Origin of the sequence: Collinsella aerofaciens (assembly GCF_018785245.1) — a bacterium.
GTDB lineage: Bacteria > Actinomycetota > Coriobacteriia > Coriobacteriales > Coriobacteriaceae > Collinsella > Collinsella aerofaciens_AD.
Window position 1 is genome coordinate 1 of the sequence record NZ_WQPL01000015.1, and the last position, 21,038, is coordinate 21,038.

The 21,038-nt window shown below is 58.8% G+C and carries 23 protein-coding genes; 14 read left to right on the forward strand and 9 right to left on the reverse strand.

Features of this window, described 5'->3' with window-relative positions; all coding sequences use genetic code 11:
* Positions 1-571: 571 nt before the first annotated feature.
* The 5 genes from nrdD to folB all read left to right on the forward strand — a co-directional run bounded on the left by nrdD (position 572) and on the right by folB (position 5,541).
* Positions 572-2,794 carry an anaerobic ribonucleoside-triphosphate reductase gene (nrdD, locus tag GPK39_RS03180; RefSeq protein WP_055309732.1) on the forward strand — a complete coding sequence of 741 codons (2,223 nt, stop codon included), beginning with the start codon at positions 572-574 and terminating at the stop codon, positions 2,792-2,794.
* 428 nt (positions 2,795-3,222) lie between these two features.
* Positions 3,223-3,804, forward strand: a complete 582-nt coding sequence (nrdG, locus tag GPK39_RS03185) for an anaerobic ribonucleoside-triphosphate reductase activating protein (protein ID WP_022094398.1) — start codon at positions 3,223-3,225, stop codon at positions 3,802-3,804.
* Between the two features lie 66 nt (positions 3,805-3,870).
* Positions 3,871-4,428 (forward strand): GTP cyclohydrolase I FolE, encoded by a 558-nt coding sequence (gene folE / locus GPK39_RS03190; RefSeq protein WP_215673736.1) that lies wholly within the window; start codon positions 3,871-3,873, stop codon positions 4,426-4,428.
* A 2-nt stretch (positions 4,429-4,430) separates the two neighbouring features.
* The gene (locus tag GPK39_RS03195) at positions 4,431-5,012 is read left to right on the forward strand and encodes an HD domain-containing protein (protein WP_215673737.1); all 582 of its coding nucleotides are present in this window, start codon (positions 4,431-4,433) and stop codon (positions 5,010-5,012) included.
* A 43-nt stretch (positions 5,013-5,055) separates the two neighbouring features.
* Positions 5,056-5,541 (forward strand): dihydroneopterin aldolase, encoded by a 486-nt coding sequence (gene folB, locus GPK39_RS03200; protein ID WP_215673738.1) that lies wholly within the window; start codon positions 5,056-5,058, stop codon positions 5,539-5,541.
* Positions 5,542-5,547: 6 nt separating this feature from the next.
* Here the strand turns inward: folB and GPK39_RS03205 are convergent, their stop codons facing one another.
* Both GPK39_RS03205 and GPK39_RS03210 read right to left on the reverse strand, forming a co-directional pair.
* Entirely contained in the window at positions 5,548-6,324 is a 777-nt protein-coding gene (locus GPK39_RS03205) for a M48 family metallopeptidase (RefSeq protein ID WP_215673739.1), read from the reverse strand.
* 74 nt (positions 6,325-6,398) lie between these two features.
* Positions 6,399-7,412: a dipeptidase gene (locus tag GPK39_RS03210; RefSeq protein ID WP_215673740.1), complete on the reverse strand. Its 1,014-nt coding sequence runs from the start codon at positions 7,410-7,412 to the stop codon at positions 6,399-6,401.
* Between the two features lie 120 nt (positions 7,413-7,532).
* Here GPK39_RS03210 and GPK39_RS03215 point away from each other — a divergent pair, with 120 nt between their 5' ends.
* The 3 genes from GPK39_RS03215 (at position 7,533) to GPK39_RS03225 (ending at position 9,423) form a co-directional block, all read left to right on the forward strand.
* On the forward strand, positions 7,533-7,961 hold the full coding sequence (locus tag GPK39_RS03215; RefSeq protein WP_215673741.1) for an FKBP-type peptidyl-prolyl cis-trans isomerase: 429 nt from the start codon (positions 7,533-7,535) through the stop codon (positions 7,959-7,961).
* Between the two features lie 3 nt (positions 7,962-7,964).
* Positions 7,965-8,543 (forward strand): urease accessory protein UreE, encoded by a 579-nt coding sequence (locus GPK39_RS03220; protein WP_215673742.1) that lies wholly within the window; start codon positions 7,965-7,967, stop codon positions 8,541-8,543.
* Between the two features lie 82 nt (positions 8,544-8,625).
* The gene (locus GPK39_RS03225) at positions 8,626-9,423 is read left to right on the forward strand and encodes an HAD-IIB family hydrolase (RefSeq protein WP_215673743.1); all 798 of its coding nucleotides are present in this window, start codon (positions 8,626-8,628) and stop codon (positions 9,421-9,423) included.
* 76 nt (positions 9,424-9,499) lie between these two features.
* On the opposite strand, the gene GPK39_RS03230 is transcribed toward GPK39_RS03225, so the two are convergent.
* From GPK39_RS03230 to GPK39_RS03250, 5 genes are all read right to left on the reverse strand, one after another.
* Positions 9,500-9,880, reverse strand: a complete 381-nt coding sequence (locus tag GPK39_RS03230; RefSeq protein ID WP_215673744.1) for a Fur family transcriptional regulator — start codon at positions 9,878-9,880, stop codon at positions 9,500-9,502.
* A gap of 61 nt (positions 9,881-9,941) precedes the next feature.
* Positions 9,942-10,352, reverse strand: coding sequence for an acylphosphatase (locus GPK39_RS03235; RefSeq protein ID WP_215673745.1), 411 nt, complete (start codon positions 10,350-10,352; stop codon positions 9,942-9,944).
* A 2-nt stretch (positions 10,353-10,354) separates the two neighbouring features.
* Entirely contained in the window at positions 10,355-11,461 is a 1,107-nt protein-coding gene (locus GPK39_RS03240) for a Gfo/Idh/MocA family protein (RefSeq protein WP_215673746.1), read from the reverse strand.
* 75 nt (positions 11,462-11,536) lie between these two features.
* Complete coding sequence (rnhA, locus tag GPK39_RS03245; protein ID WP_215673747.1) at positions 11,537-12,073, reverse strand: ribonuclease HI; 537 nt, start codon at positions 12,071-12,073, stop codon at positions 11,537-11,539.
* Between the two features lie 48 nt (positions 12,074-12,121).
* Complete coding sequence (locus tag GPK39_RS03250; RefSeq protein WP_215673748.1) at positions 12,122-13,024, reverse strand: LysR family transcriptional regulator; 903 nt, start codon at positions 13,022-13,024, stop codon at positions 12,122-12,124.
* Between the two features lie 273 nt (positions 13,025-13,297).
* On the opposite strand from GPK39_RS03250, the gene GPK39_RS03255 reads away from it, so the two are divergent.
* From GPK39_RS03255 to GPK39_RS03265, 3 genes are all read left to right on the forward strand, one after another.
* Positions 13,298-14,608: an O-acetylhomoserine aminocarboxypropyltransferase/cysteine synthase family protein gene (locus tag GPK39_RS03255; RefSeq protein WP_215673749.1), complete on the forward strand. Its 1,311-nt coding sequence runs from the start codon at positions 13,298-13,300 to the stop codon at positions 14,606-14,608.
* A gap of 312 nt (positions 14,609-14,920) precedes the next feature.
* The gene (locus GPK39_RS03260) at positions 14,921-15,697 is read left to right on the forward strand and encodes a hypothetical protein (protein WP_117745853.1); all 777 of its coding nucleotides are present in this window, start codon (positions 14,921-14,923) and stop codon (positions 15,695-15,697) included.
* Positions 15,698-15,883: 186 nt separating this feature from the next.
* Positions 15,884-16,090 (forward strand): hypothetical protein, encoded by a 207-nt coding sequence (locus GPK39_RS03265; protein ID WP_117745854.1) that lies wholly within the window; start codon positions 15,884-15,886, stop codon positions 16,088-16,090.
* A 108-nt stretch (positions 16,091-16,198) separates the two neighbouring features.
* On the opposite strand, the gene GPK39_RS03270 is transcribed toward GPK39_RS03265, so the two are convergent.
* Together GPK39_RS03270 and GPK39_RS03275 are read right to left on the reverse strand one after the other, a co-directional pair.
* Positions 16,199-17,113, reverse strand: a complete 915-nt coding sequence (locus tag GPK39_RS03270) for a ketopantoate reductase family protein (RefSeq protein WP_252204619.1) — start codon at positions 17,111-17,113, stop codon at positions 16,199-16,201.
* Between the two features lie 120 nt (positions 17,114-17,233).
* Positions 17,234-17,443, reverse strand: coding sequence for a cyclase family protein (locus GPK39_RS03275; RefSeq protein ID WP_215673753.1), 210 nt, complete (start codon positions 17,441-17,443; stop codon positions 17,234-17,236).
* A gap of 146 nt (positions 17,444-17,589) precedes the next feature.
* Between GPK39_RS03275 and GPK39_RS03280 the strand changes: the two genes are divergently transcribed.
* The 3 genes from GPK39_RS03280 (at position 17,590) to GPK39_RS03290 (ending at position 20,909) form a co-directional block, all read left to right on the forward strand.
* Entirely contained in the window at positions 17,590-18,780 is a 1,191-nt protein-coding gene (locus tag GPK39_RS03280) for an aldo/keto reductase (protein ID WP_215673754.1), read from the forward strand.
* Positions 18,781-18,870: 90 nt separating this feature from the next.
* On the forward strand, positions 18,871-19,890 hold the full coding sequence (locus GPK39_RS03285; RefSeq protein ID WP_238022795.1) for a Gfo/Idh/MocA family protein: 1,020 nt from the start codon (positions 18,871-18,873) through the stop codon (positions 19,888-19,890).
* Positions 19,891-20,042: 152 nt separating this feature from the next.
* A complete protein-coding gene (locus tag GPK39_RS03290) occupies positions 20,043-20,909 on the forward strand; it encodes a deoxyribonuclease IV (RefSeq protein WP_215673756.1) in 867 nt (288 codons plus the stop codon).
* Positions 20,910-21,038: the final 129 nt, after the last annotated feature.

The window sequence follows — 21,038 nt, forward strand, 5'->3', positions numbered from 1 at the left end:
CGGCCTAGGATATCAACTGATTCCGGATATCGGACACAGGGGCCGCAAGGGCCCTTACACCAACTTTCTCGACACTACCCGTCCTGGCCGACCGTGACCGCAACATGTTGGTCAAGCATAATCTTTTGGATTCTTTTGGCGTGAGCGGCTTGGTTTTGGTAGGATTTGTCAGCGGCTTGACTAAGGGGGTTTTATAACTGCCATGCAGGTAGCCGTGTTGGTAACGTTTTACCGACTTCCCAAGAACCCCTCATTTTTAATGCGTCTGCAAAATGACTAATTGCTTTGACCTGCTGAAACACTATATGTTGTGTTTGACCTAAAAAAAGAATACAGGATATAGATGCCTCTTTGTCGTATGATAGATGGCGGACAGAGAACGAGAACCTTATTCGCCCCATTTGGACACGTCTTTGAGCCGCTTGATCGGCCGCGAGGATTGTCCGCATGAGGACTTATGGTTTATCGAGAACACAGATTGCGCGACGGCGCCGCAAGACAGGGGCAAGCCCTGCCGGGTATCGTTTGGCTCTGAAGCGCGATGAGGCTACGATGCGAAAGAGGCAAGAGGATGAAGATCATCAAGCGCAGCGGCACCGAGGTTGTCTTTGACATCGATAAGATCGTCAATGCCATCCGTGCCGCAAACTTGGAGGTCGAGGAGAGCTCTCGTCTTACCGACCGCCAGGTGGTTTACGCGGCGCAAAACGTCGCCGAGGCATGCGAGAACGCGGGCCACACTGTTTCGGTCGAGGAGATTCAGGATTTGGTCGAGGACGAGATCATGCGTCTCGACTGCTACGAGGTTGCCCGCCACTACATCATCTATCGCTATGTTCAGAGCCTGAAGCGCCAGAAGAACACGACCGATGACAAGATCCTGTCGCTGATCGAGTGCAATAACGAAGAGGTCAAGCAGGAGAACTCCAACAAGAACCCGACCGTCAATTCCGTTCAGCGTGACTACATGGCCGGCGAGATCTCCAAGGACCTGACTCAGCGTGTGCTGCTGCCTCAAGAGATCGTGGATGCCCATAATGAGGGCCTGATCCATTTCCACGATTCGGATTACTTTGCCCAGCACATGCATAACTGCGACCTGGTGAACCTGGAGGATATGCTCCAGAACGGTACTGTTATTTCGGGCACGCTGATCGAGAAGCCGCACAGCTTCTCGACTGCCTGCAACATCGCGACGCAGATCATCGCTCAGGTTGCTTCCTCCCAGTACGGTGGCCAGTCGATTTCGCTGACCCATCTTGCCCCCTTTGTTGAGGTGAGCCGTCAAAAGATTCGCGGCGAGGTCGCCCGCGAGCTCGAGGAGCTCGGCGTTTCCGCATCTCCCGAAAAGGTCCGCGAGGTTGTTGAGGACCGCCTGCGTGACGAGATCCGTCGCGGCGTTCAGACGATTCAGTATCAGGTCGTGACCCTTATGACCACCAATGGCCAGGCGCCGTTCGTGACGGTCTTTATGTATCTCAATGAGGCCCGTACGCCCCAGGAGAAGCATGACCTTGCCATGATCGTGGAGGAGACGCTTCGTCAGCGCTATGAGGGCGTTAAGAACGAAGCCGGCGTGTGGATCACCCCGGCGTTCCCCAAGCTCATCTACGTGCTCGAGGACGATAACGTTCACGAGGATTCCCCGTACTTCTACCTGACTCAGCTGGCTGCGAAGTGCACCGCCAAGCGCATGGTGCCCGACTACATCTCCGAGAAGAAGATGCGCGAGCTCAAGCTGTCGAAGGGCGAGACCGCGGGCAACGGCGACTGCTATACCTGCATGGGTTGCCGCAGCTTCCTGACGCCCGACCGCTCCGGTAACGGATTTAACAACGTGGCCAACGCGCTGAACTATGACCCGAACAAGCCCAAGTACTACGGTCGCTTTAACCAGGGCGTTGTGACCATCAACCTGCCCGATGTCGCGCTGAGCTCGCATCAGGACATGGATAAGTTCTGGAAGATCTTCGACGAGCGCCTTGAGCTGTGCCACCGCGCCCTGCTGTGCCGTCATGAGCGTCTGATGGGTACGCTTTCGGATGCCGCACCGATTCTTTGGCAGTACGGTGCCCTCGCCCGCCTGAAGAAGGGCGAGACGATCGACAAGTTGCTCGTGGGCGGTTACTCCACCATTAGTCTGGGTTATGCCGGCCTGTATGAGTGCGTTAAGTACATGACGGGCCACAGCCACACCGAGAAGGAGGGCACGCCCTTTGCCATGGCCGTCATGCAGCGCATGAACGACAAGTGCGCGGAGTGGAAGGCCGAAAGCGATATTGACTTCTCGCTGTACGGTACCCCGCTTGAGTCGACGACCTACAAGTTCGCCAAGTGCCTGCAGCGTCGTTTTGGCATCATCCCGGGCGTGACGGACAAGGGCTACATCACCAACAGCTACCACGTCCACGTGTCCGAGGAGATCGACGCATTCGACAAGCTCAAGTTCGAGGGTATGTTCCAGCAGCTTTCGCCGGGCGGTGCCATCTCCTACGTCGAGGTTCCCAACATGCAGGACAACCTCAAGGCTGTCATTCGCGTGATGCAGTACATCTACGACAACATCATGTACGCCGAGCTCAACACCAAGAGCGATTATTGCCAGGTGTGCGGTTACGACGGCGAGATCAAGATTGTCGAGGATGACGGCAAGCTGGTGTGGGAGTGCCCCAATTGCGGCAATCGTGACCAGGAGAAGATGAACGTCGCCCGTCGCACGTGCGGTTACATCGGTACCCAGTTCTGGAACCAGGGTCGAACCGAGGAGATCCGCGACCGCGTGCTGCATCTCTAATAACCGCTCCGGGGCTGAACCGAGAGGGCCGCTTGGGCATTTGCTCGCTATTTCGGACAGTCCTGCGCAAGACGAAGGCCACATTAAGTGGCCTTCTTTGCGTGCGGAACTCATATCGAGCAAAAGCCCAAGCGGCCCTCTCGGTTCAGCTAGGTTGACGTTTCTGAGATGCAGCGCGTGGCCTGCTCACACCTCGAAGTTCTTAGCGGAAATAATTCGAGCTGCAGCTGTGATTTACTTGTGATGGCAGTTGAGCCACAACCCAGTTTTTATTGGACCTCGAACCCTATACTCGATGTTCGCTTCGTTCATTGAGTTACCCTTTGCATGAGGCCGGGACATATCGTCCCGCCCGCAGTTTCGCAGGCCGAAGGCCGAGAATGTTTGAGGACGGGATGATATGTCCCGGCCTCCCGGGAGAGTTACCTATGAACTACGCGAACATTAAGTATTTCGACATTGCTGATGGGGAAGGCGTTCGTACTTCTCTGTTTGTGAGCGGGTGCCGTCGCGGGTGCAAGAATTGCTTTAACTCCGTCGCGTGGGACTTTGCTGCGGGCGAGCCGTTCGATCGCGCCGTCGAGGACAAAATTATCGAGAGTCTCGATCATCCCTTTATCGATGGCCTGACGATTCTGGGTGGCGAGCCCATGGAGCCCGAGAATCAGGCGGGGCTTGTTGACTTTATCGAACGCGTGCGTGCGGCCTATCCCGCGGGGTCGGGCAAGACCATTTGGTGCTTTACCGGCGACGTGCTCGAGGAGCTTATGCCGGGTGGTCGTCACCATACCGAGGCGACGGACCGTATCCTTGCCTGCCTCGATATGTTGGTGGATGGCCCGTTTGTTCAGGATCTGTACGATATCTCATTGCGTTTTAGGGGCTCGAGTAACCAGCGTGTGATCGATATGAACGCCACGCGCGCCCGTGCTGTGCGCGAGGGCGTTGCGCTTTGCGACGCTGTGGAGCTTTGGCGGGACGATCCGGTCTATTCGACCCATACTATGTAGCTTGTGGCCGATGCCAAAGGGCGTGGTACCATAGCGCGAACGCAAAATCGGAAAAGTGAGGCCCAGATGGTCGATCAGGAAAAAGTCGAGGCCGCCATTAAGCTGTTGCTTGAGGGCATAGGCGAGGACCCAACTCGTGAGGGCCTGCTGGAGACCCCGGCGCGCGTTGCCCGTATGTATGGTGAGATCGCCGGTGGTATGGACCAGAGTGCCGAGGAGCACCTGTCCAAAACCTTTGCCGTCGCTTCGAACGATTTGGTTATCGAGCGCGACATCACGTTTTACTCGCTGTGCGAGCATCATCTGCTGCCGTTTTACGGCAAGGCTGCCATTGGCTATATCCCCAACGGCCGTGTCGCAGGGCTTTCCAAGCTCGCCCGCACGGTTGAGGTTTATGCCCGCCGTCTACAGCTGCAGGAGCAGCTGTGTGCGCAGGTTGCCGACGCTCTCATGAATTATCTCGCTCCCCAGGGAGCGATTGTGCTCATGGAAGCCGAGCATATGTGTATGACCATGCGCGGCGTGCAAAAGCCTGGCACCAAGACCGTGACGCTCGCTCGCCGCGGCGTCTTTGAGACCGATCCCGCGCTCGAGGAGCGTTTCTTTAGGATGCTGGGACGCTAACTATGAGAGTCGTCAACGACTTTGCATCGAAGACCGATGAGGGGACGTCGCGTCGCGGCTTTATGGCTTCGGGCTTGGCCCCCTTTGGTGCCATGCCTCGCATTGATTACATTTGTGCCAACGGGCTGTTCCGGCGGCATCTGGGCAACATTGCGCAGTTGGAATCGGGGCGCATCTTCTGCCGCCACGGTATTGACCATCTGCTCGATGTCTCTCGCATTATGTGGATCAAGAATCTCGAGGAGCAGCTCGAATTTGACCGCGAGGTCATCTACGCCACGGCACTTCTTCACGATATCGGCAAAGATGAACAGTATGAATCGGGTATATCCCATGATGTTGCAAGCGAACGCGTCGCTGATGCGATTCTCGGCGGCATGTCCGATGACGTGGCGTTTGAGCCGGCCGATGCCGCAGCCATTAAGACGGCCATTCTGGGCCATCGAAAGCTGCGCGTGAACAGCCAACCGCTTGAGCGTCTGCTCTATGCAGCCGACAAAGCGTCGCGCGCCTGCTTTGCATGCCCCGCGCGCAATGCTTGCAACTGGAGCGATGATAAAAAGAACCTGTCGATTCGCGTGTAGTTAGTTTGCGCGGTCGGGGTTCTAAACGAAGGAGACGATCGCGATGAGCAACAAGAAACTGCCCGAGAATGCAACCAAGACTGAAGGCGCCGAGCTCGCCCGCCGTGGAAGGGGCGAAATATCCACCGCAACGGCGGTGCCCCACGTGAGCTATGACGACCTTCGCCATGCCGACCGCATCACCGTTGAAGGTCTTGAGGTTTTTGCTAACCATGGCGTGTATCCCGAAGAGAACGCGCTGGGCCAGAAGTTCATCGTGTCCTTGGTACTCTATGCCAACCTGCGTGCAGCGGGGGAGCACGATAACCTGGACGCCTCGATTGACTATGGCTCGGTGTGCCACGATGTCGATGGCTATCTGCGTGAGCATACGTTTAAGCTCATCGAGGCTGCAGCTGAGGGTGTGGCCTCGATGCTGCTGCGTCGTTACCCCTTGCTGCTTGGCGTGCGCGTTAAGCTCGATAAGCCTTGGGCGCCCGTCGGTCTTCCCCTGGCAAGCTGCGGTGTCGAGATCGAGCGCGTGCGCTAACCGGTTCTAATATGTCTCTATGGGTGGCTGCTTGAGCCGCTGGGACAGTGCTCTATTGTTGGGGCAGTACGTGTCGAGCAGGGCGTGAAACCGCTGATTGTGGCTTGGCTCGAGCAAGTGGACGAGCTCGTGGGCGACAACCATGTCAAGGCACTCGACGGGGTAGGCAGCAAGTTCTCGTGCGATGCGAATGGCGCCGGTTTTGGGCGTGCATGATCCCCAGCGCGTTTTCATGCTGCGCACGGAAACGCGGGAAACGGCGACACCCATTGCGATTTCGTATGCGTGCACCATATACCGCAGCGCCGATGTGACTTCGGACGTATAGAGCTGGTCAATATGGGCTTGGATCTCACTGGGCGTTAAGCCGTCGAGGGGCGCGTTCCACTTGGCCTGCGGACGTTCGTCTGGCTCGTCGGTACCCATAAAGCTTGCGAAGGTGGCCTGCTTGGGCCGCGGCGCGGGTGATGCAAAGTTGTGATCGAGTGCGTCCTGTACCGTGATGGGCTTGCCCCAAAGTGCAATGACGGACGAGGTGCTGAGCGGCTCTCGCGCCGTCGCCTGATGTTGCTCGCGCTTGGCAAGTCGGCTGACAATCCAGGTGCTGTTGCGCTTCACAAATGCCTCGATGCGCTCGCGGCTGGCGCCGAGCGGTGCGCTGGCGTGGACCTCACCGCTTGATGTGACGCGTAGGTTGAAGTTTTTGACGCGCTTTTTGGTAACGACGACGGAGATGGGCGTCCCATCCGGTCGGGATATGGAAATCGTAAATTGCTGCGTCAAAAGCGGTCCTTCAGATTGGGGACGGGCCGGCATGTCGACCGTTCGGCATGCCGGCCCGCTCAAGGGATGTGAAATTAATAACGCTCAAAGAAGGCAAGCGCGTTGTCGCTACAGAGCTTCTGCATCACGGTCTTGCCAAAATGCTTGGAAAGCATGTTCTGGAACTCGGGCATCATGCTGGCATCGGAGAGGAAAGCGGGCACCGTGGCACCGTCCCAGTCGCCGCCGAGCGCGATGACGTCCTCGCCGCCCAGGTCGAGCCAGTGCTCGATATGTGCCGCCAGCTGGTCGAAGGTGACGTCTGCGGCGGTCTTGTCGGTTGCGTCGTTGGATAGGAACTCGCTGCAGTAGTTGAGGCCGACGATGCCGCCCATGTCGCGAATGGTGCGGAACTGGTCGTCGGTGAGGTTGCGCTTGACGCCGCAAACCGCACGGGAGTTGGAATGGCTGGCGACGAAGGGGCGCGTGGCGTGGGCGACAACCTCGTCAAAGCACTCATCGTTGAGGTGGGAGACGTCGAGTACCATGCCGGCGTGCTCCATCTGCGTAAGTGCCTCGATGCCGGCGGCGGTGAGGCCGGCGTGGGTATCGTGTCCGCTCGCGAGCGGTCCCTGCGCGTTCCAGCTGAGTGACGACATAAGCACGCCCAAGCTCTTGAGCACCTCGATCAGTGTGGGGTCCTCGGCAAAGAACGTGGCGTTTTCGATGGTGTGGATGCAAGCGACCTTACCGTCCTTGAGCGCGGGGCGAATGTCTGCGGCGCTGCGTACGTTGACCATGCGGTCGTGGTTGAGCATTGCCTGGCCGCTCATATGCGCCATGATTTGCGCCTGGAAGCGCGCGGCGTGGGCGGTGGGAATCTCGTCGGGGACAAACGTGGCGAAGCACTGTGCCCACGGCGTGTTGCCGATCTTTGCGAGCGAGATGGCGCAGGCGTTGCCCTCGATGAGGTCGAAATCTTGCGGATGCGTTTCGTCGCCGGGGAAATAACCGTCGGTGCCGGCGGTAAAGCGCAGGTCGAGATCGAGCGTGGCCCAGCCGATTCGGTCGGCGGTGTCGCAGTGTAGGTCAAATACGGGATATGCCATGGTTCCTCCGGTTGCAGCGTTTCTTTGCAAACTGTCATTGAATTGTATGACTAGGGTATAGTTAGCGCCATATGTTCACGGCGGCCTGCGTTGTGCGCCGCCCTTATCACGGAGGTTACCATGTCCAACCAGGGCAAGAAGGTCAAGACCCATTATCGCGGCACGCTCGACGACGGCACGCAGTTCGATAGCTCCTACGATCGCGGCGAGCCGCTGGAGTTCACCTGCGGCGCCGGTCAGATGATCAGGGGCTTCGACGCCGCTGTTGTCGACATGCAGGTGGGCGAGAAGAAGACCGTGCACATCCCGGCTGCCGATGCCTACGGCGAGCACAATCCCGAGATGGTTATTACCTTCCCGGCCGAGCAGGTTCCCAACATCGAGCAGATCGAGAAGGGCATGAAGCTCTTCCTGTCCACGCCGAGCGGTATGCCCGTCCCCGCCGTCGTCATTGACGTGACGCCCGAGGCTGTGACGCTCGACGCCAACCACGAGCTGGCCGGCAAGGACCTCAACTTTGATATCGAGCTCGTCGAGGTCGAGGGTTAGAGTATGCCTGAACGCTTGGTTTCGACGACATGCTTGGGAAATCTCAACGATCCGTCCTATGAACTCCTGCTTCGCCGGGAGCTGGGCGGTGTCTTTGAGGTCGATGAGCTGCTGCTCGATTGGGACCAGGCCGATGTATGTGCGTTTGTGGGCGCGACGGAGCTGGGGCGCACGGTCGATGTTCGGCTGGATACTGCCGACGGCGGTCGTCTTGTCGATGGCGACGTGCTCGCCATCGACCGTTCGGGCGTGGTGCCCGTGGCGGTTGTCGTGCGCCTGCGCAGCGCCGAGGTTTATTTGGTCGAAGTCGACCGCATGGATCCGATTGCACTCGCGCATGCGTGCTGGGAGATCGGCAACATGCATGCGCCGCTCTTCCGAGGCGACTCGGACGAGCATACCGTGCGCATGTATACGCCGGTGCAGCCTGTTTTGGGCCGCATGCTCCGGGGTGTCGAGGGTGTTCGGCTCTCAGTGGTCACGCGCGAGCTCGATGCCAGCCGGCGCTTTGCGTCGAGTGCGGCGGAGGTCGTCGTGAGCATGGCTCCGGACTTTACCATCGTAAAAAAGACGCGCGGCTAAGCGCGCGTATGCGCAAGACGGGCTTTGAGGGGCGACCAATCAAGGTCCGTCTTGCTGTTGATAGGAGGCTTTGGGGAAGCGTATGGGTCTTGAGGGAATCAAGCTGATTGCATGCGATTTGGATGGCACGTTGCTGCATCCGGGGGAGCGCGAGCCGCGTCCTGAGGCCTTTGAGCTTATCGATGAGTTGCATCGTCGCGGTATCGTGTTTATGCCGGCGAGTGGCCGTCAATATGCGAGCTTGCGCCACCTGTTTGCCCCGGTGGCCGATGAGCTCGCCTATGTATGCGAAAACGGAGCCCTGGTGATGAGCGAGGGACGTGCCGTTGTCAAGCGTTCCATGGAGCGCAGCCTTGCTATGGATATCGCGAATGCCGTGGTTGCGTATCCCCATGCCGACGTGACCCTTTCGTGCGAGGGGCACCTCTACACCATGGGCGGCAACGATGCGTTCGTCGACCATTTGCGCTATGAGGTCCACTGCGATGTGGCGGTGGTCGACCGTCCCGAGGACATCGACGAGGACGTCATTAAGATTGCCTTCCAGACGCCCGAGGTGGATCAGCCGGCCGCGCTGGAGCATTTTGAGCGCCTCTTTGGCGACCGTGTCGACGTGATGACGTCGGGAACCGAATGGACGGACTTTATCGGTTTCGGTTCGGGCAAGGGGTCCGCGCTTGCCGATTATGGTCGCGCGCTGGGGATCTCACCTAACGAAATGGTGGCGTTTGGCGATAACGAAAACGACCGCGACATGCTCAACGTGGTGGGCCATCCTTATCTAATGGAGAGCTGCAATCCCAGCATGCGCGGTGTCAATGACCGTGTCCGTTACGTGCACACGGTCGAAGAAGAACTGCGCCGTCTGCTCGCCGAGTAGGTTTTCGGGACATACCTAGAAATGTGCTGTTTGCTGTAGCGGATGGGCAAGTAGATTTGCACGCATGTCTCAAAGACTACTGGCAGTCGGGGCAGAGTCCCTCAAAGATGGTGTAGTGCGACGTGACGTTCCAGCCGATTTGCTCGGACGCCTTGGCGTCGAGCTGGGCATCGAAGGGGAGCGGTACGTCGATGACGCGGCTGCACGAGGTGCAGATGATATGCGCATGCGGCTCGATCGTGCGATCGAAGCGGCTGCCGCCCGGCGTCTTGATGGAGAGGATCTCGCCGGCGTCGGCCAAGAGATTGAGGTTGCGGTAGACCGTACCGCGGCTGATTTTGTCATCCTGCGCGCGCACGACGTTGTAGATTTCGTCGGCGGTGGGATGGTTATAGCTTTGGCGCACGGCGTCAAGAACCAGCTTTCGCTGCCTGGTATTCCTTCTTTGCACCGCCATGCGCCTCGCCTCTTTTCTATCAACGGTCGTAGGTAAATGATACCGTATTTAGCACACAATACTAATAACGAGGTGTGAAACCGTCTTCATTGGCAAGTGGGGCTCGGGCCTGGGCATCTACGAGGCGAAAACGTGTTCCCATGCGCTCGTAGGAGGCATGAAGCGCCTCGAGATGAGATAGGACGTTTGCCGGAGCTCCCTGTATCTCCATCTCGACTGAGCCGTCTTCCATATTACGCACCCAGCCGGTGAGGGAGCGTGCCTGCGCGAGGTTGGCGTTGGTAAAGCGAAAGCCAACGCCTTGGACTTGCCCCGCCCAGCGCAGGAAATAGCGCAGGGGAGTGTCTAGAGTGGCCTTGTCGCTTGCGAGCACAGTAAGTCTGCGGCGCAGCTCGAGCTCGACGTTTGATGGTTTTTGGGGTTCTCGACTGCCGCCGGTGACGCTGGAGAAGAACGTATCGAAGAGACCCATCGCTATGCCTGCTTGCCTGCGTCGGCCGGGAAGATAATGCCGGCCTGCTGGCGCACGGCATCCATGATGCGCAGCGAGACGAGCGTGACATCGCGGTAGTGGCCAAGCTCGTGGCGTCCCGCCGGGGTCTCCCAAATCTCTTCCTTAACGTTATCGATGCCATCGATGGCGGTGATAAAGTCTGTGAGTTCGTATTCCATAGTGTTGCTCGATTTGGGCAGGTCGAGCACGCGGCCGTTCTCGCCCTGTTCGCGCGGTGCCTCGGTCGCTGAGCCGCGTACGACATCGCAGCGATAGTCGATGCGGACGTTGCGGGGCGTGGACAGATGGTCGATCTGGATAGTGCCACGCTCGCCTTCGATCTGCGAGGGCAGCAGGTCATTCGTAATTTTGGAGTGCGCGAGCTCGACGGAGATGCGGCCTCCGCCATAGCCGGCGAGGATGGAACCGCAGCCGTCGATGGGGCCGTGCGTGAGCTGTCGCGTGGTGGGATCGAGCAGGGTAGTCATGCTCGTAAGACCGGAGGGCATGCCGAAGATTTCGACCATGGGCTCGACGGTGTAGACGCCAATGTCCATGAGGGAGCCCGAGGCCATGTGGCAGTCGAAGATATTGGTGGCGCGCCCCGCGAGAACCTCGTTATAGCGCGAAGAATACTTGCCAAAGCGCAGTGAGGCGCGACGAATGGGCGCAATCTCGCCCAGGGCGTCTTCGACGGCGTGGAAAGCGGGGTCATGGAGCGGGCGCATGGCCTCGAGGGCCACGACACCTGCTGCCTCGGCAGCGCGGAAGACTTCCAGCGCCTGCGCTTCGGTGGCGCAGAAGGGTTTCTCGACGATGACATGCTTGCCACCGGCGATGCAGGCAAGGGCCTGTTCGTGATGGAGTGCATTGGGGCTGCCGATGTAGACGGCGTCGACGTCGTTGGCGGAAGCGAGCTCGTCGAGTGCGGTGAAGTTGCGTTCGCCGCCGTGCTCGGCAGTAAAGGCGGCGCCGCGATCTGCATCGCGCGAGAGCGTGCCCACAAACGCAGCTTGGTCGTTGGCGTTGACGACCTGGATAAAGTCGTCGGTAATCATGGATGTGCCGATGGTCGCTATACGCAGCATGTATCCCCCTCGGGCCGTTCGGTTTACAGGATGAGTGTAGCGCGAGGGGGCAGGAAATAGCGTGCGAAAACGCCGTTACAGGTCGCTCTCGCTAAAGCCGGTGTCGATATCGAGGTTGGCTCCGTCGGCCGCGGTGGTGGCGAGCTCATCGCAGCGCTCGTTGAGCTCGTGACCGGCGTGGCCTTTAACCCAGATGAACTCCACTTTGTGCTTGCTCTTTGCGGTGAGCAGGCGCTCCCACAGATCGCGGTTCTTGACAGGCTGCTTGTTGGCAGTCTTCCAGCCGCGTTTTTTCCATCCGTCAATCCAGTGCTTGTTGAAGGCGTTGACGACGTACTGCGAATCGGAATGGACTTCGACGTCGCAGGGACGGTTGAGCGCCTCGAGCGCCACGATGACCGCCATGAGCTCCATGCGGTTGTTGGTGGTCTTGGCGTAGCCGCGCGAAAGCTCGGAGGTGAAGGTCTTGCCGGCGGGGTTGGTGTATTTGAGCACGGCGCCGTAGCCGCCGCGTCCCGGATTTGATCGGGCCGAGCCGTCGGTATAGATGATGACCTTCACGGGCTTCCTTTCATTGGGTACGTTTCGTGTGAGTGACCATTGTAGCGCCATGCCCGCCGGGGGCTAGCAATCTACGATTTCTACCTCGTCTTCTGACAGTTAGTTGGCATGGATGATGCGGTTAAGTTCGTCGAGGTATTGCTGCAAGAGGGGAGAGGGCTTGCGCTCGTCGTGCATGATATAGCCTACGTGCATCGTTGGGGCGTCTGCTAACGGGATCGATGCCATACCCCATTGCATTTCATTGGAGAGGACACCGGTCGACAGGGTGTAACCGTTCGACGTGATAAGTAAGTTGGTAAGTGTTCCACGGTCCGAGATTCGTATGTTGCGGTCGCAAGGGATATAGCTAAAAGGTTCCTCGGCGTAATAGAAGGAGTTCGAGGTTCCCTGCTCAAAGCTGTAGCGCGTATAGGGCGTGAGGTCGGCAAGGGACAGCTGAGGGCGGCGTGCGAGCGGGTGACGCTCGCTAACGAACACGTGGACTTTCGCATCAAAGAGGGGATGAAAGCTCGCTCGGGCATCGGTAAAGGCCTTCTGCAAGACACGGGTATTAAAGTCGTCCAGATAGAGGATGCCGATGTCGCTGCGAAACGCGCGCACGTCGTCGATGATCTGCGCTGTGGTGGTCTCGCGCATGATGAACTCGAACTTGCTGTCGCGGCAGCGCTCGACCACGTTGACAAAGGCCTCGACCGAAAACGCGTAGTGTTGGGCCGAGATGGCAAGGCGGGCCTGAGGTGTACCGCCGTCCTCGTAGCGGGCCTCGAGCATGTCGGCCTGCTCTACGACCTGGCGTGCATAACCCAAAAGCTCGGTGCCGTCGTTGGTGAGTGCAACACCGCGGCTAGAGCGCGTAAAGATTTCGATATGAAGTTCCTGCTCTAGGCTTTTGACGGCATTGGAGATATTGGACTGTGCCGTATAGAGGCGCTGGGCTGCGGCGTTGATCGAACCGGACTCTGCAGCGGCGATCAAAAAGCGAAGCTGTTGGAGGGTCATCGGCGCCCATCCTTTCGAGTGCTATCTACAAAACCGATAACAGATTAGCGCTTTTAAGTGATTGACCCGGGGAGACGATGCTCGTACTATTCAAAACACACAAAGGCGGTAGGTAATTAAGCCGACCACGGAACCGGGATGCGAAAGGAGGCCCGCATATGAATTGCTTACCAAGACGAATGCCGGGCTCCTGTTTGCGCCCGTCGGCGTGATCAGGAGACAGCCACTTACTTCTCTTACTCTTATTACTTTTATTCGATCAAGGAGATCATCATGAGCCAGTTCATCAACAACCCCGAGCACACCTTTGGTTTCGATACCCTGCAGCTGCACGTTGGCCAGGAGAGCGCCGATCCTGCATCCGACTCCCGTGCTGTGCCTATCTACCAGACCACGAGCTATGTGTTCCGCAACTCCCAGCACGCCGCCGACCGCTTTGGTCTTGCCGACGCCGGTAACATCTACGGCCGTCTGACCAACTCCACCCAGGGCGTCTTCGAGGACCGCATCGCCGCGCTTGAGGGTGGCGTGGCAGGTCTTGCCGTCGCCTCTGGTGCCGCCGCCATCACCTATACCCTGCAGGCGCTCGCTCAGGCCGGCGACCATGTGGTGGCTCAGAAGACCATCTACGGTGGCTCCTACAACCTGCTGGAGCATACGCTCTCCCAGTTTGGCGTCGAGACCACCTTCGTCGATGCCCACAACCTGGACGAGGTCGAGGGCGCCATCAAGGACAACACCACGGTCATCTACCTCGAGACGCTCGGCAACCCCAACTCCGACATCCCCAATATCGACGCCATCTCCGAGATCGCCAAGAAGCACGGTTTACCGGTTGTCGTCGACAACACCTTCGGCACCCCGTATCTGTTCCGTCCGCTGGAGCATGGTGCCAACATCGTCGTCCACTCCGCAACCAAGTTCATCGGCGGCCACGGCACCTCGCTGGGCGGTGTGATCGTCGACGGCGGTAACTTCGATTGGAAGGCGAGCGGCAAGTATGCGCAGATCGCCGAGCCCAACCCCTCCTACCATGGCGTCTCGTTTGCCGAGGCTGCCGGTCCCGCCGCCTTCGCAACCTATGTCCGCGCCATCCTGCTGCGTGACGAGGGCGCCTGCATCAGCCCGTTCAACGCCTGGGTCCTGCTCCAGGGCACCGAGACTCTGTCGCTGCGCGTTGACCGTCATGTCGAGAACACCAAGAAGGTCGTTGAGTTCCTGGCTGGTGACAGCCATGTTGCCAAGGTGAATCACCCGAGCCTGCCTGAGCACCCCGATCACGAGCTCTATCAGAAGTACTTCTCCAACGGCGGTGCCTCGATCTTTACCTTTGAGATTAAGGGTGGCCAGGAGGCAGCTTGGAAGTTCATCGATCATCTGCAGGTGTTCTCGCTGCTCGCCAACGTGGCCGACGTCAAGTCGCTCGTCGTGCACCCGGCTACCACCACACACTCCCAGCTCTCTGCCGAGGAGCTCGCCGAGCAGAACATCACGCCCTCCACGATCCGTCTTTCCATCGGTACCGAGAACGCCGAGGATATCATTTGGGATCTGAAGCAGGCTTTCGCCGCGCTGGACGAGTAAGGCGACTTGTGCAAGGACCCCTTGCGACTCGATAGGTATAACTGCATAAAATGCCTGCTCAAGGCGCCTGTGCGAACAATAGTTGCACAGGCGCCTTTTTTGCATAGAGAGGGCGCAAAAACAGGGTTTTTGACACGCTTTATGCATTCGAGTTGTGGAAAACTCCTGTTGAGAGGATGTGAGTTTTACGCAATTGACGTGCGCCTTTTGAGTAAAACCGCAGGTCGCGATTTGCTCGGGGTACTATGCAGCGCGATCGAATCACACGCAGCCCAAACGCAGCAAAAACACACTACGGAGGTTTCCAGCTACATGAGGATCGATTCACGAAAACCGAAAGCCGCCGCCCTTTCCGCCGCTCTGACCGTGGCACTTTTGGCGGGCGTCGGCGCAACTGATGCCCACGCGGCAACACTATCCGATACGGTCGGATCTACGCCGTCCGAGGCGACGCTGGTGCAGCCCGTCGACTACCGCGGTGACGGTTATGGCTCTATGCAGGAGTGGAACGCCTCGATGGGGGCGAAGCGCGATTCCCTGGAGATGCGCGCTCAGATCATTATGAATATGTATGGCGACTATGCTACCGATGACGAGCGCGCTGTGTTGCAGGGCTGCATCGACGGCGCGAGTAGCCTGTTGACGATGGGGGAGGTCGACGCCAAGTCGACCGAGCTCGACGAGCTTCGCTCTACGCTAGAGGATGCCAAGCGCGAGGCGCTCGAGGCTGCCGCAGCCGAAGCCGAGGCCGCTGAGGCCGTTCAGGCTTCGTATTACAACGCCGGCTCCGGCTCGTCTTACGCGTCTGCTGCGTATTACGCGAACGGCTCGGGCCTGACGCGCTCGAGCGGCGTCAATAACTATAACGGCCGCCGCGAGACTTATTACAGCAGCAACGTGTTGTATCACCACCGCACGGGCGAATGGACGCAGGACGCCGAGGGCTTTTGGCGCGATTCCGATGGCTACTACGTCGTTGCCGCGGGCGATAAGGCCCAGGGCTCCACGTTTACCGGGTCCAAGGGCGAGTGCAAGGTCTATGACTCCGGCTGCGCTGCCGGAACCACCGATTACTACACTGGCTGGTAATTTTTCTGCATCACGGATATTTGGCGGACGGGCGTCTTTACCGAGCTTTAGGGCAACGTAAGGGCGCCCGTTTTTTGTGCGTGCTTGAGTTAACAGAGCGCTTACCGTGGCAGTACGCCGCGCATATGGGCGCGGGGCACACTAAGTCACGAGAAACAAAGTCTTTCTCGTGGAGGAAGTGGTCTTGTGAACGCTCGAGATATCGCCGTTGCCGCCGTTGCATTGACGCTTGGTTGCCTTGGTCCTACGGCCGCGCTCGTCGCGGGTATGCAGGGGTCTTGTGGGGCTGCCTCTATCGTGGTCGGTGCGTTGATCGCGGCTGCGCTGCTGGGAAGTGCGGGTGTAGTTCTTTGCCGCGATGGCGAGGACGAGGTGCCTGAGTCGCAACGCTAACTGTTGTGAGGTTGCCGCCGGTCATAGACGAAGATGAAAGCCGCCGCAGGGGAAAGGTTCCCTTGCGGCGGCTTTGCTGTTGAGTCTGTTGACGTGGTGAGCCGGGCGCTACCAGCTTGCCTCGATATCGCGGATGCGCCGATAGAGCCACTCGTTTTGCGGTGCCTGGATATCGTGCTTGGCCGCCAGACGGCAGATGGTGCCCGCGAACTCCTCAACTTCGGTTTTTCGTTGTGCGATGCGGTCCTGCGCCATCGAGGGCATACCGGCGGGGTCGATTCCCTCGATGAGGTGCACCATCTGCGTCAGGTCTGCCTCGGTCAGCTCAACGCCCTCGGCGTTGGCGACCGCAAGCGTCTCGCGCATGGCGGAAACAAAGCAGCGACGCTGCTCGGAGCCCGGCTCCGTGGCGCTTCCGTAGGTCCCGCCGTAGGCCATACAGGTCTGGTTGATGCCGTCGTTGAGCATGAGTTTGGCCCACATGCGGTGCGCAATGTCGCTCTCGACGGTATGGGCGATGCCGCAGCGTGTGTAGAGCTCGTCGATGGCGGCGACGGTCGCGGGGTTGGTGCCGGCTGCCGCACCAAAGCGGATTTCGCCAGTGTTGGTAAAGGTGAGCGCGCCGTCGAGGAATACGGCGTCCATGCCCTGGCAGATACCCAGGACGGTGTGCTTCCAGCCAAAGCGCTCGGCAATCTTCTGCTCGCTTGTAATGCCGTTACACAGCGAGGCGATGAGCGTGTTGGGTCCCACGACGCGCTCCATAGTCTTGAGTGCCACATCGAGTCCAGTCGTCTTGACTGTAAGGATGGCCAGATCGGCGGGCGTTACCTCGCTGGCGCGGACGGACTTGAGCACACAGGGCTCGCCGTTGACGGTGAGCGCATCGCCCGCGTGACGCTCAAAACGTGCGTCATCCATAACGTATTCGACGGCGTCGCTGCCGAGCGCCCTGGCGATCATGCTGCCGTAGAGCAGGCCGACGCCGCCCTTGCCGATAAAGGCGACCTTGTTGATCTGCATGCGAATCATCTCCCCATATAAAAGGCGCCCGCGTAAGGGGCGCCTGATGGATTGTATGCCGCCAGGGTGATTTGTGGGTGCGTGGGGCGGCAGTTATAAAAAGAAATGTTTGCCTGGACGCTACACTGCAGGGCAGACCGCGAAAACGCGTGCGGGATATCCAACGCCATCGCGCACCTTGGGGAAGGTACAGAAGATGACGGCACCCGTGGCGGGAAGCTCGTCCAGATGGTCCATGACCTCGATCTGGTAACGGTCGACCGAGAGGATGTATTGTTCGCCGGGGTAGGGATAGGCGTCCTCACGCGTGGTCTGTTCGCCTCCTTTCATCGGGCTTTTTGCTGATGTTAAAGCGGTGTCGTGATGGCTCGATTGCTGCTACGTTACGATACGTTCTCGATTGCGATTCCAATGTGTTTTGATGGCGTGGCCGTTGTGTTTCGCCTCATTAGAGCTTCGAGGGGAGAGGAGGGGCAGTGCAATATCGTGTTGACCCCAAAAGCGGCAACCGTATCTCGGTGCTGGGACTGGGCTGCATGAGGTTTCCCGGTGCGCCGGGACACCCCGATGCGAAGACGGCCGATGCCATCATTTCCCGTGCGGTGGAGCAAGGAATAGCCTATCTGGACACGGCCTATCTCTACCCCGGTAACGAAGCTTGTGTGGGAGCTTCGCTTGAGCGCCTGGGGCTGCGCGACCAGATTTTGCTTGCGACCAAGTTGCCGTACGCTTCGTGCAAATGTGCGGAGGATTTCGATCGGTTCTTCGACGAGCAGCTGCGCCGTTTGCGGACTGACCATATCGACTATTACCTTATGCACAACATCACCTCGCCCGCGCAGTGGGAGCGCGTGGTAGCGTTGGGTATCGAGGACTGGATTGCGCACCAAAAGGCGGCGGGGCGTATTCGCCAGATAGGTTTTTCGTACCACGGCAGTGCGGCGGACTTCCTCACGATGCTTGACGCGTATGACTGGGACTTTTGCCAGATCCAGTACAACTACGCTGGAGAGCGCTACCAAGCGGGAACGGCGGGACTCATGGCAGCCGCCGAGCGCGGGCTCGCGGTGTTTGTGATGGAGCCGCTTTTGGGTGGACGCCTGGCGGGCAAGCTACCTCCGCGGGCCCGCGCCGTGTTCGATGACGTACGCGATCCGTATCTGAAGACGCCGGCTGCTTGGGGCCTTTCGTGGGTGTGGAACCATCCTCAAGTCACGATGCTGCTTTCGGGCATGACCGATACCGCGCAGGTGGATGATAACGCGGCGCTGGCTGATCGTGCACTGCCGGATTCGATGACGACAGAGCAGCTCGATACCATCGCACGCGTGCTGGGAGAGTTTGAGAAATCGAATCGCGTGCCCTGTACGGGGTGCGGCTACTGCATGCCGTGCCCCAAGGGTATCAATATTCCCGGCTGCTTTGGCGCCTACAACGCGAGCTATGCGCATAGTTGGTTTACGGGGCTGTCTCAATACTTTACGGCGAGCGCGGTGCGGACGAACGAGCCCAAGCTCGTGAGCAATTGCGTCAAGTGCGGCAAATGCGCGCGCCACTGCCCACAGCACATCGATATTCCCGAGCGTCTCGACGATGTGCGCCGACGTTTCCAGCCTGGTCCCGTGACGGCGGTGCTTAAGGCCTTCGGCAAAACGCGCTCCTCATGACCCTTTTATAACTTGCGGTGGAATAGTTCCTGTTTGCGGCAGAATAGGGGCCAAACAGGAACTATTTCACCGCAACTGAAGGGGGCTGTCGTGGGTCATCGGGATTCATGTGATGATTTGCGTGAGGTTTGTTGGGGCGTTTTGGGCGCTGGACACATTTCGCATCGATTTGCATCGTCGCTCAAGGAGGTGGACGGGGCACGGCTTGTGGCTGCCGCCGGCCGCACTCCTTCGCATGTTGAGGAGTTTTGCAGGGCGTTTTCGATTGATGCCGCGCACAGTTATGCCACGGCTGACGATAGCGGCGATGTGGCTTATGATGCGCTGATTGCCGACCCCGATGTCGACGCAATCTACTTGGCTCTTCCACATGGCATGCATGCGCATTGGGTCTGTCGGGCACTGCGCGCGGGAAAGGCCGTGCTGTGCGAAAAGCCGGCCGTTTTGAGTGAGGAAGAGGCTCTCTCGATTGCCTCCACCTCTCGTGAGCGCGGCGTGCTGTTTATGGAGGCGATGAAGAATCGGTTTTGCCCGATGCGCACTCGCGTGAAGGACTTGCTTGCGTCGGGTGAGCTTGGCCGTATTGTCTCGATTGAAAGCGTGCAAAAGCTCGATTACGGCGAGCCTCCTTCGGGCTATCTGCTTGATTCGTTGCAGGGCGGCTGTCTATATGACATGGGCTGCTATGCGGTCGGTTGGTTTGAGGATTTGCTCGCGGGCGCGTGCGAGGTTTCATCCCGTGAAGTTCGCTGGCGTGACGTATCAGGCGGCCGCGTCGATTGGGCCGACGAGATCCGTATGAGCGTCGGCGGTATACCCATTCATATGGTGTGCGACGGCAAAGCAACATATGAAAGCCGCTTAACGATTGTCTGTGAGCGAGGCTCGTTGGAAATCGAGCGTCTCCATCGCCCCGAGCTCGCCCATGTGAAGTATTCCGACGGTCGAACGCTCGAAATAAATGCCCCGTTTGAGATCGATGATTTCTACGGCGAAATCCAGCATGCGACCCAGCTCATCCGGGCGGGGAAACTCGAGAGTCCCGTCATGCCCCTTGCCGCCACGCAGCGCTGCGCGCGCATTATCGATGCGATTCGCTTGAAACTTTAGTGCGTGGGGGCATGGCGCCAGCGCCTGGAATGCCTTGGAGGCCTTTGCCCCTGATGCCCCTTTTATAACTTGCGGTGGAATACGGTCTGTTTGCGCCAAAATAGGGCACCAATAGACCGTATTTCACCGCAACTGATGAGGGGGAGCTGGAGATGCTGACGATTGGGTGTCATCTTTCGACGACGAAGGGCTATCGGGCGATGGGGGAGACGGCGCTATCCATTGGCGCCAACACCTTTGCATTCTTTACGCGCAACCCGCGCGGCGGCAAGGCGAAAGACCTTGACATGGATGACGTGGCGGCCCTGCGTGAGCTTATGGAGCAAAACGACTTTGGCCCGCTCGTGGCTCATGCCCCGTATACCTATAACCCCTGCTCGGCCAAAGAGCGGGCGCGCGAGTTTGCCCTGGAGGCCATGGCAGAGGACCTGCGGCGCATGGAAACGCTGCCCGGCAACTACTACAACTTCCATCCCGGTGCGCATGTGGGGCAGGGCTCCGACGCCGGCATTCAGATGATCGTCGACACCCTGTGCCAGGTGATGTTTGAGGGTCAGCAGACGACGGTGCTGCTCGAGACCATGGCCGGCAAGGGCACCGAGGTAGGTCGCAGCTTTGAAGAACTGGCGCTCATCATTGAGGGTGTTGCCGACAAGCGCCCCGAGCTGTCGGCCAAGTTGGGCGTTTGCCTGGACACCTGCCATGTGAATGACGCCGGCTACGACATCATCCACAATCTTGACGGTGTGCTCGACGAGTTCGATCGTGTGGTGGGTATCGAGCGCCTGCGCGCCGTGCATATCAATGACTCCAAGAACCCCTGCGGTGCCCATAAGGATCGCCACGAGTGCATCGGCAAGGGCTACCTAGGTAGTGAAGAGTTTGGCGGCGGTATGCAGGTTATGCAGAATATTGTATCGAATGGCCGCTTGCGCGCATTGCCATTCATTTTGGAGACACCGAACGAACTTGCAGGTTATGCGGCTGAAATTAAACTGTTAAGGTCATTGCAGCAGTAATGACTGTCACAAAGTGGAGTGTTCCATTCACGTTATGGGTTTGTTTCAATCAGTTTTCTAATTGCAGTTTCGCATTTACGGGTGCATAATATCCAACAGTTTTTGCAGACCTCTGAATCAAACGGGGTC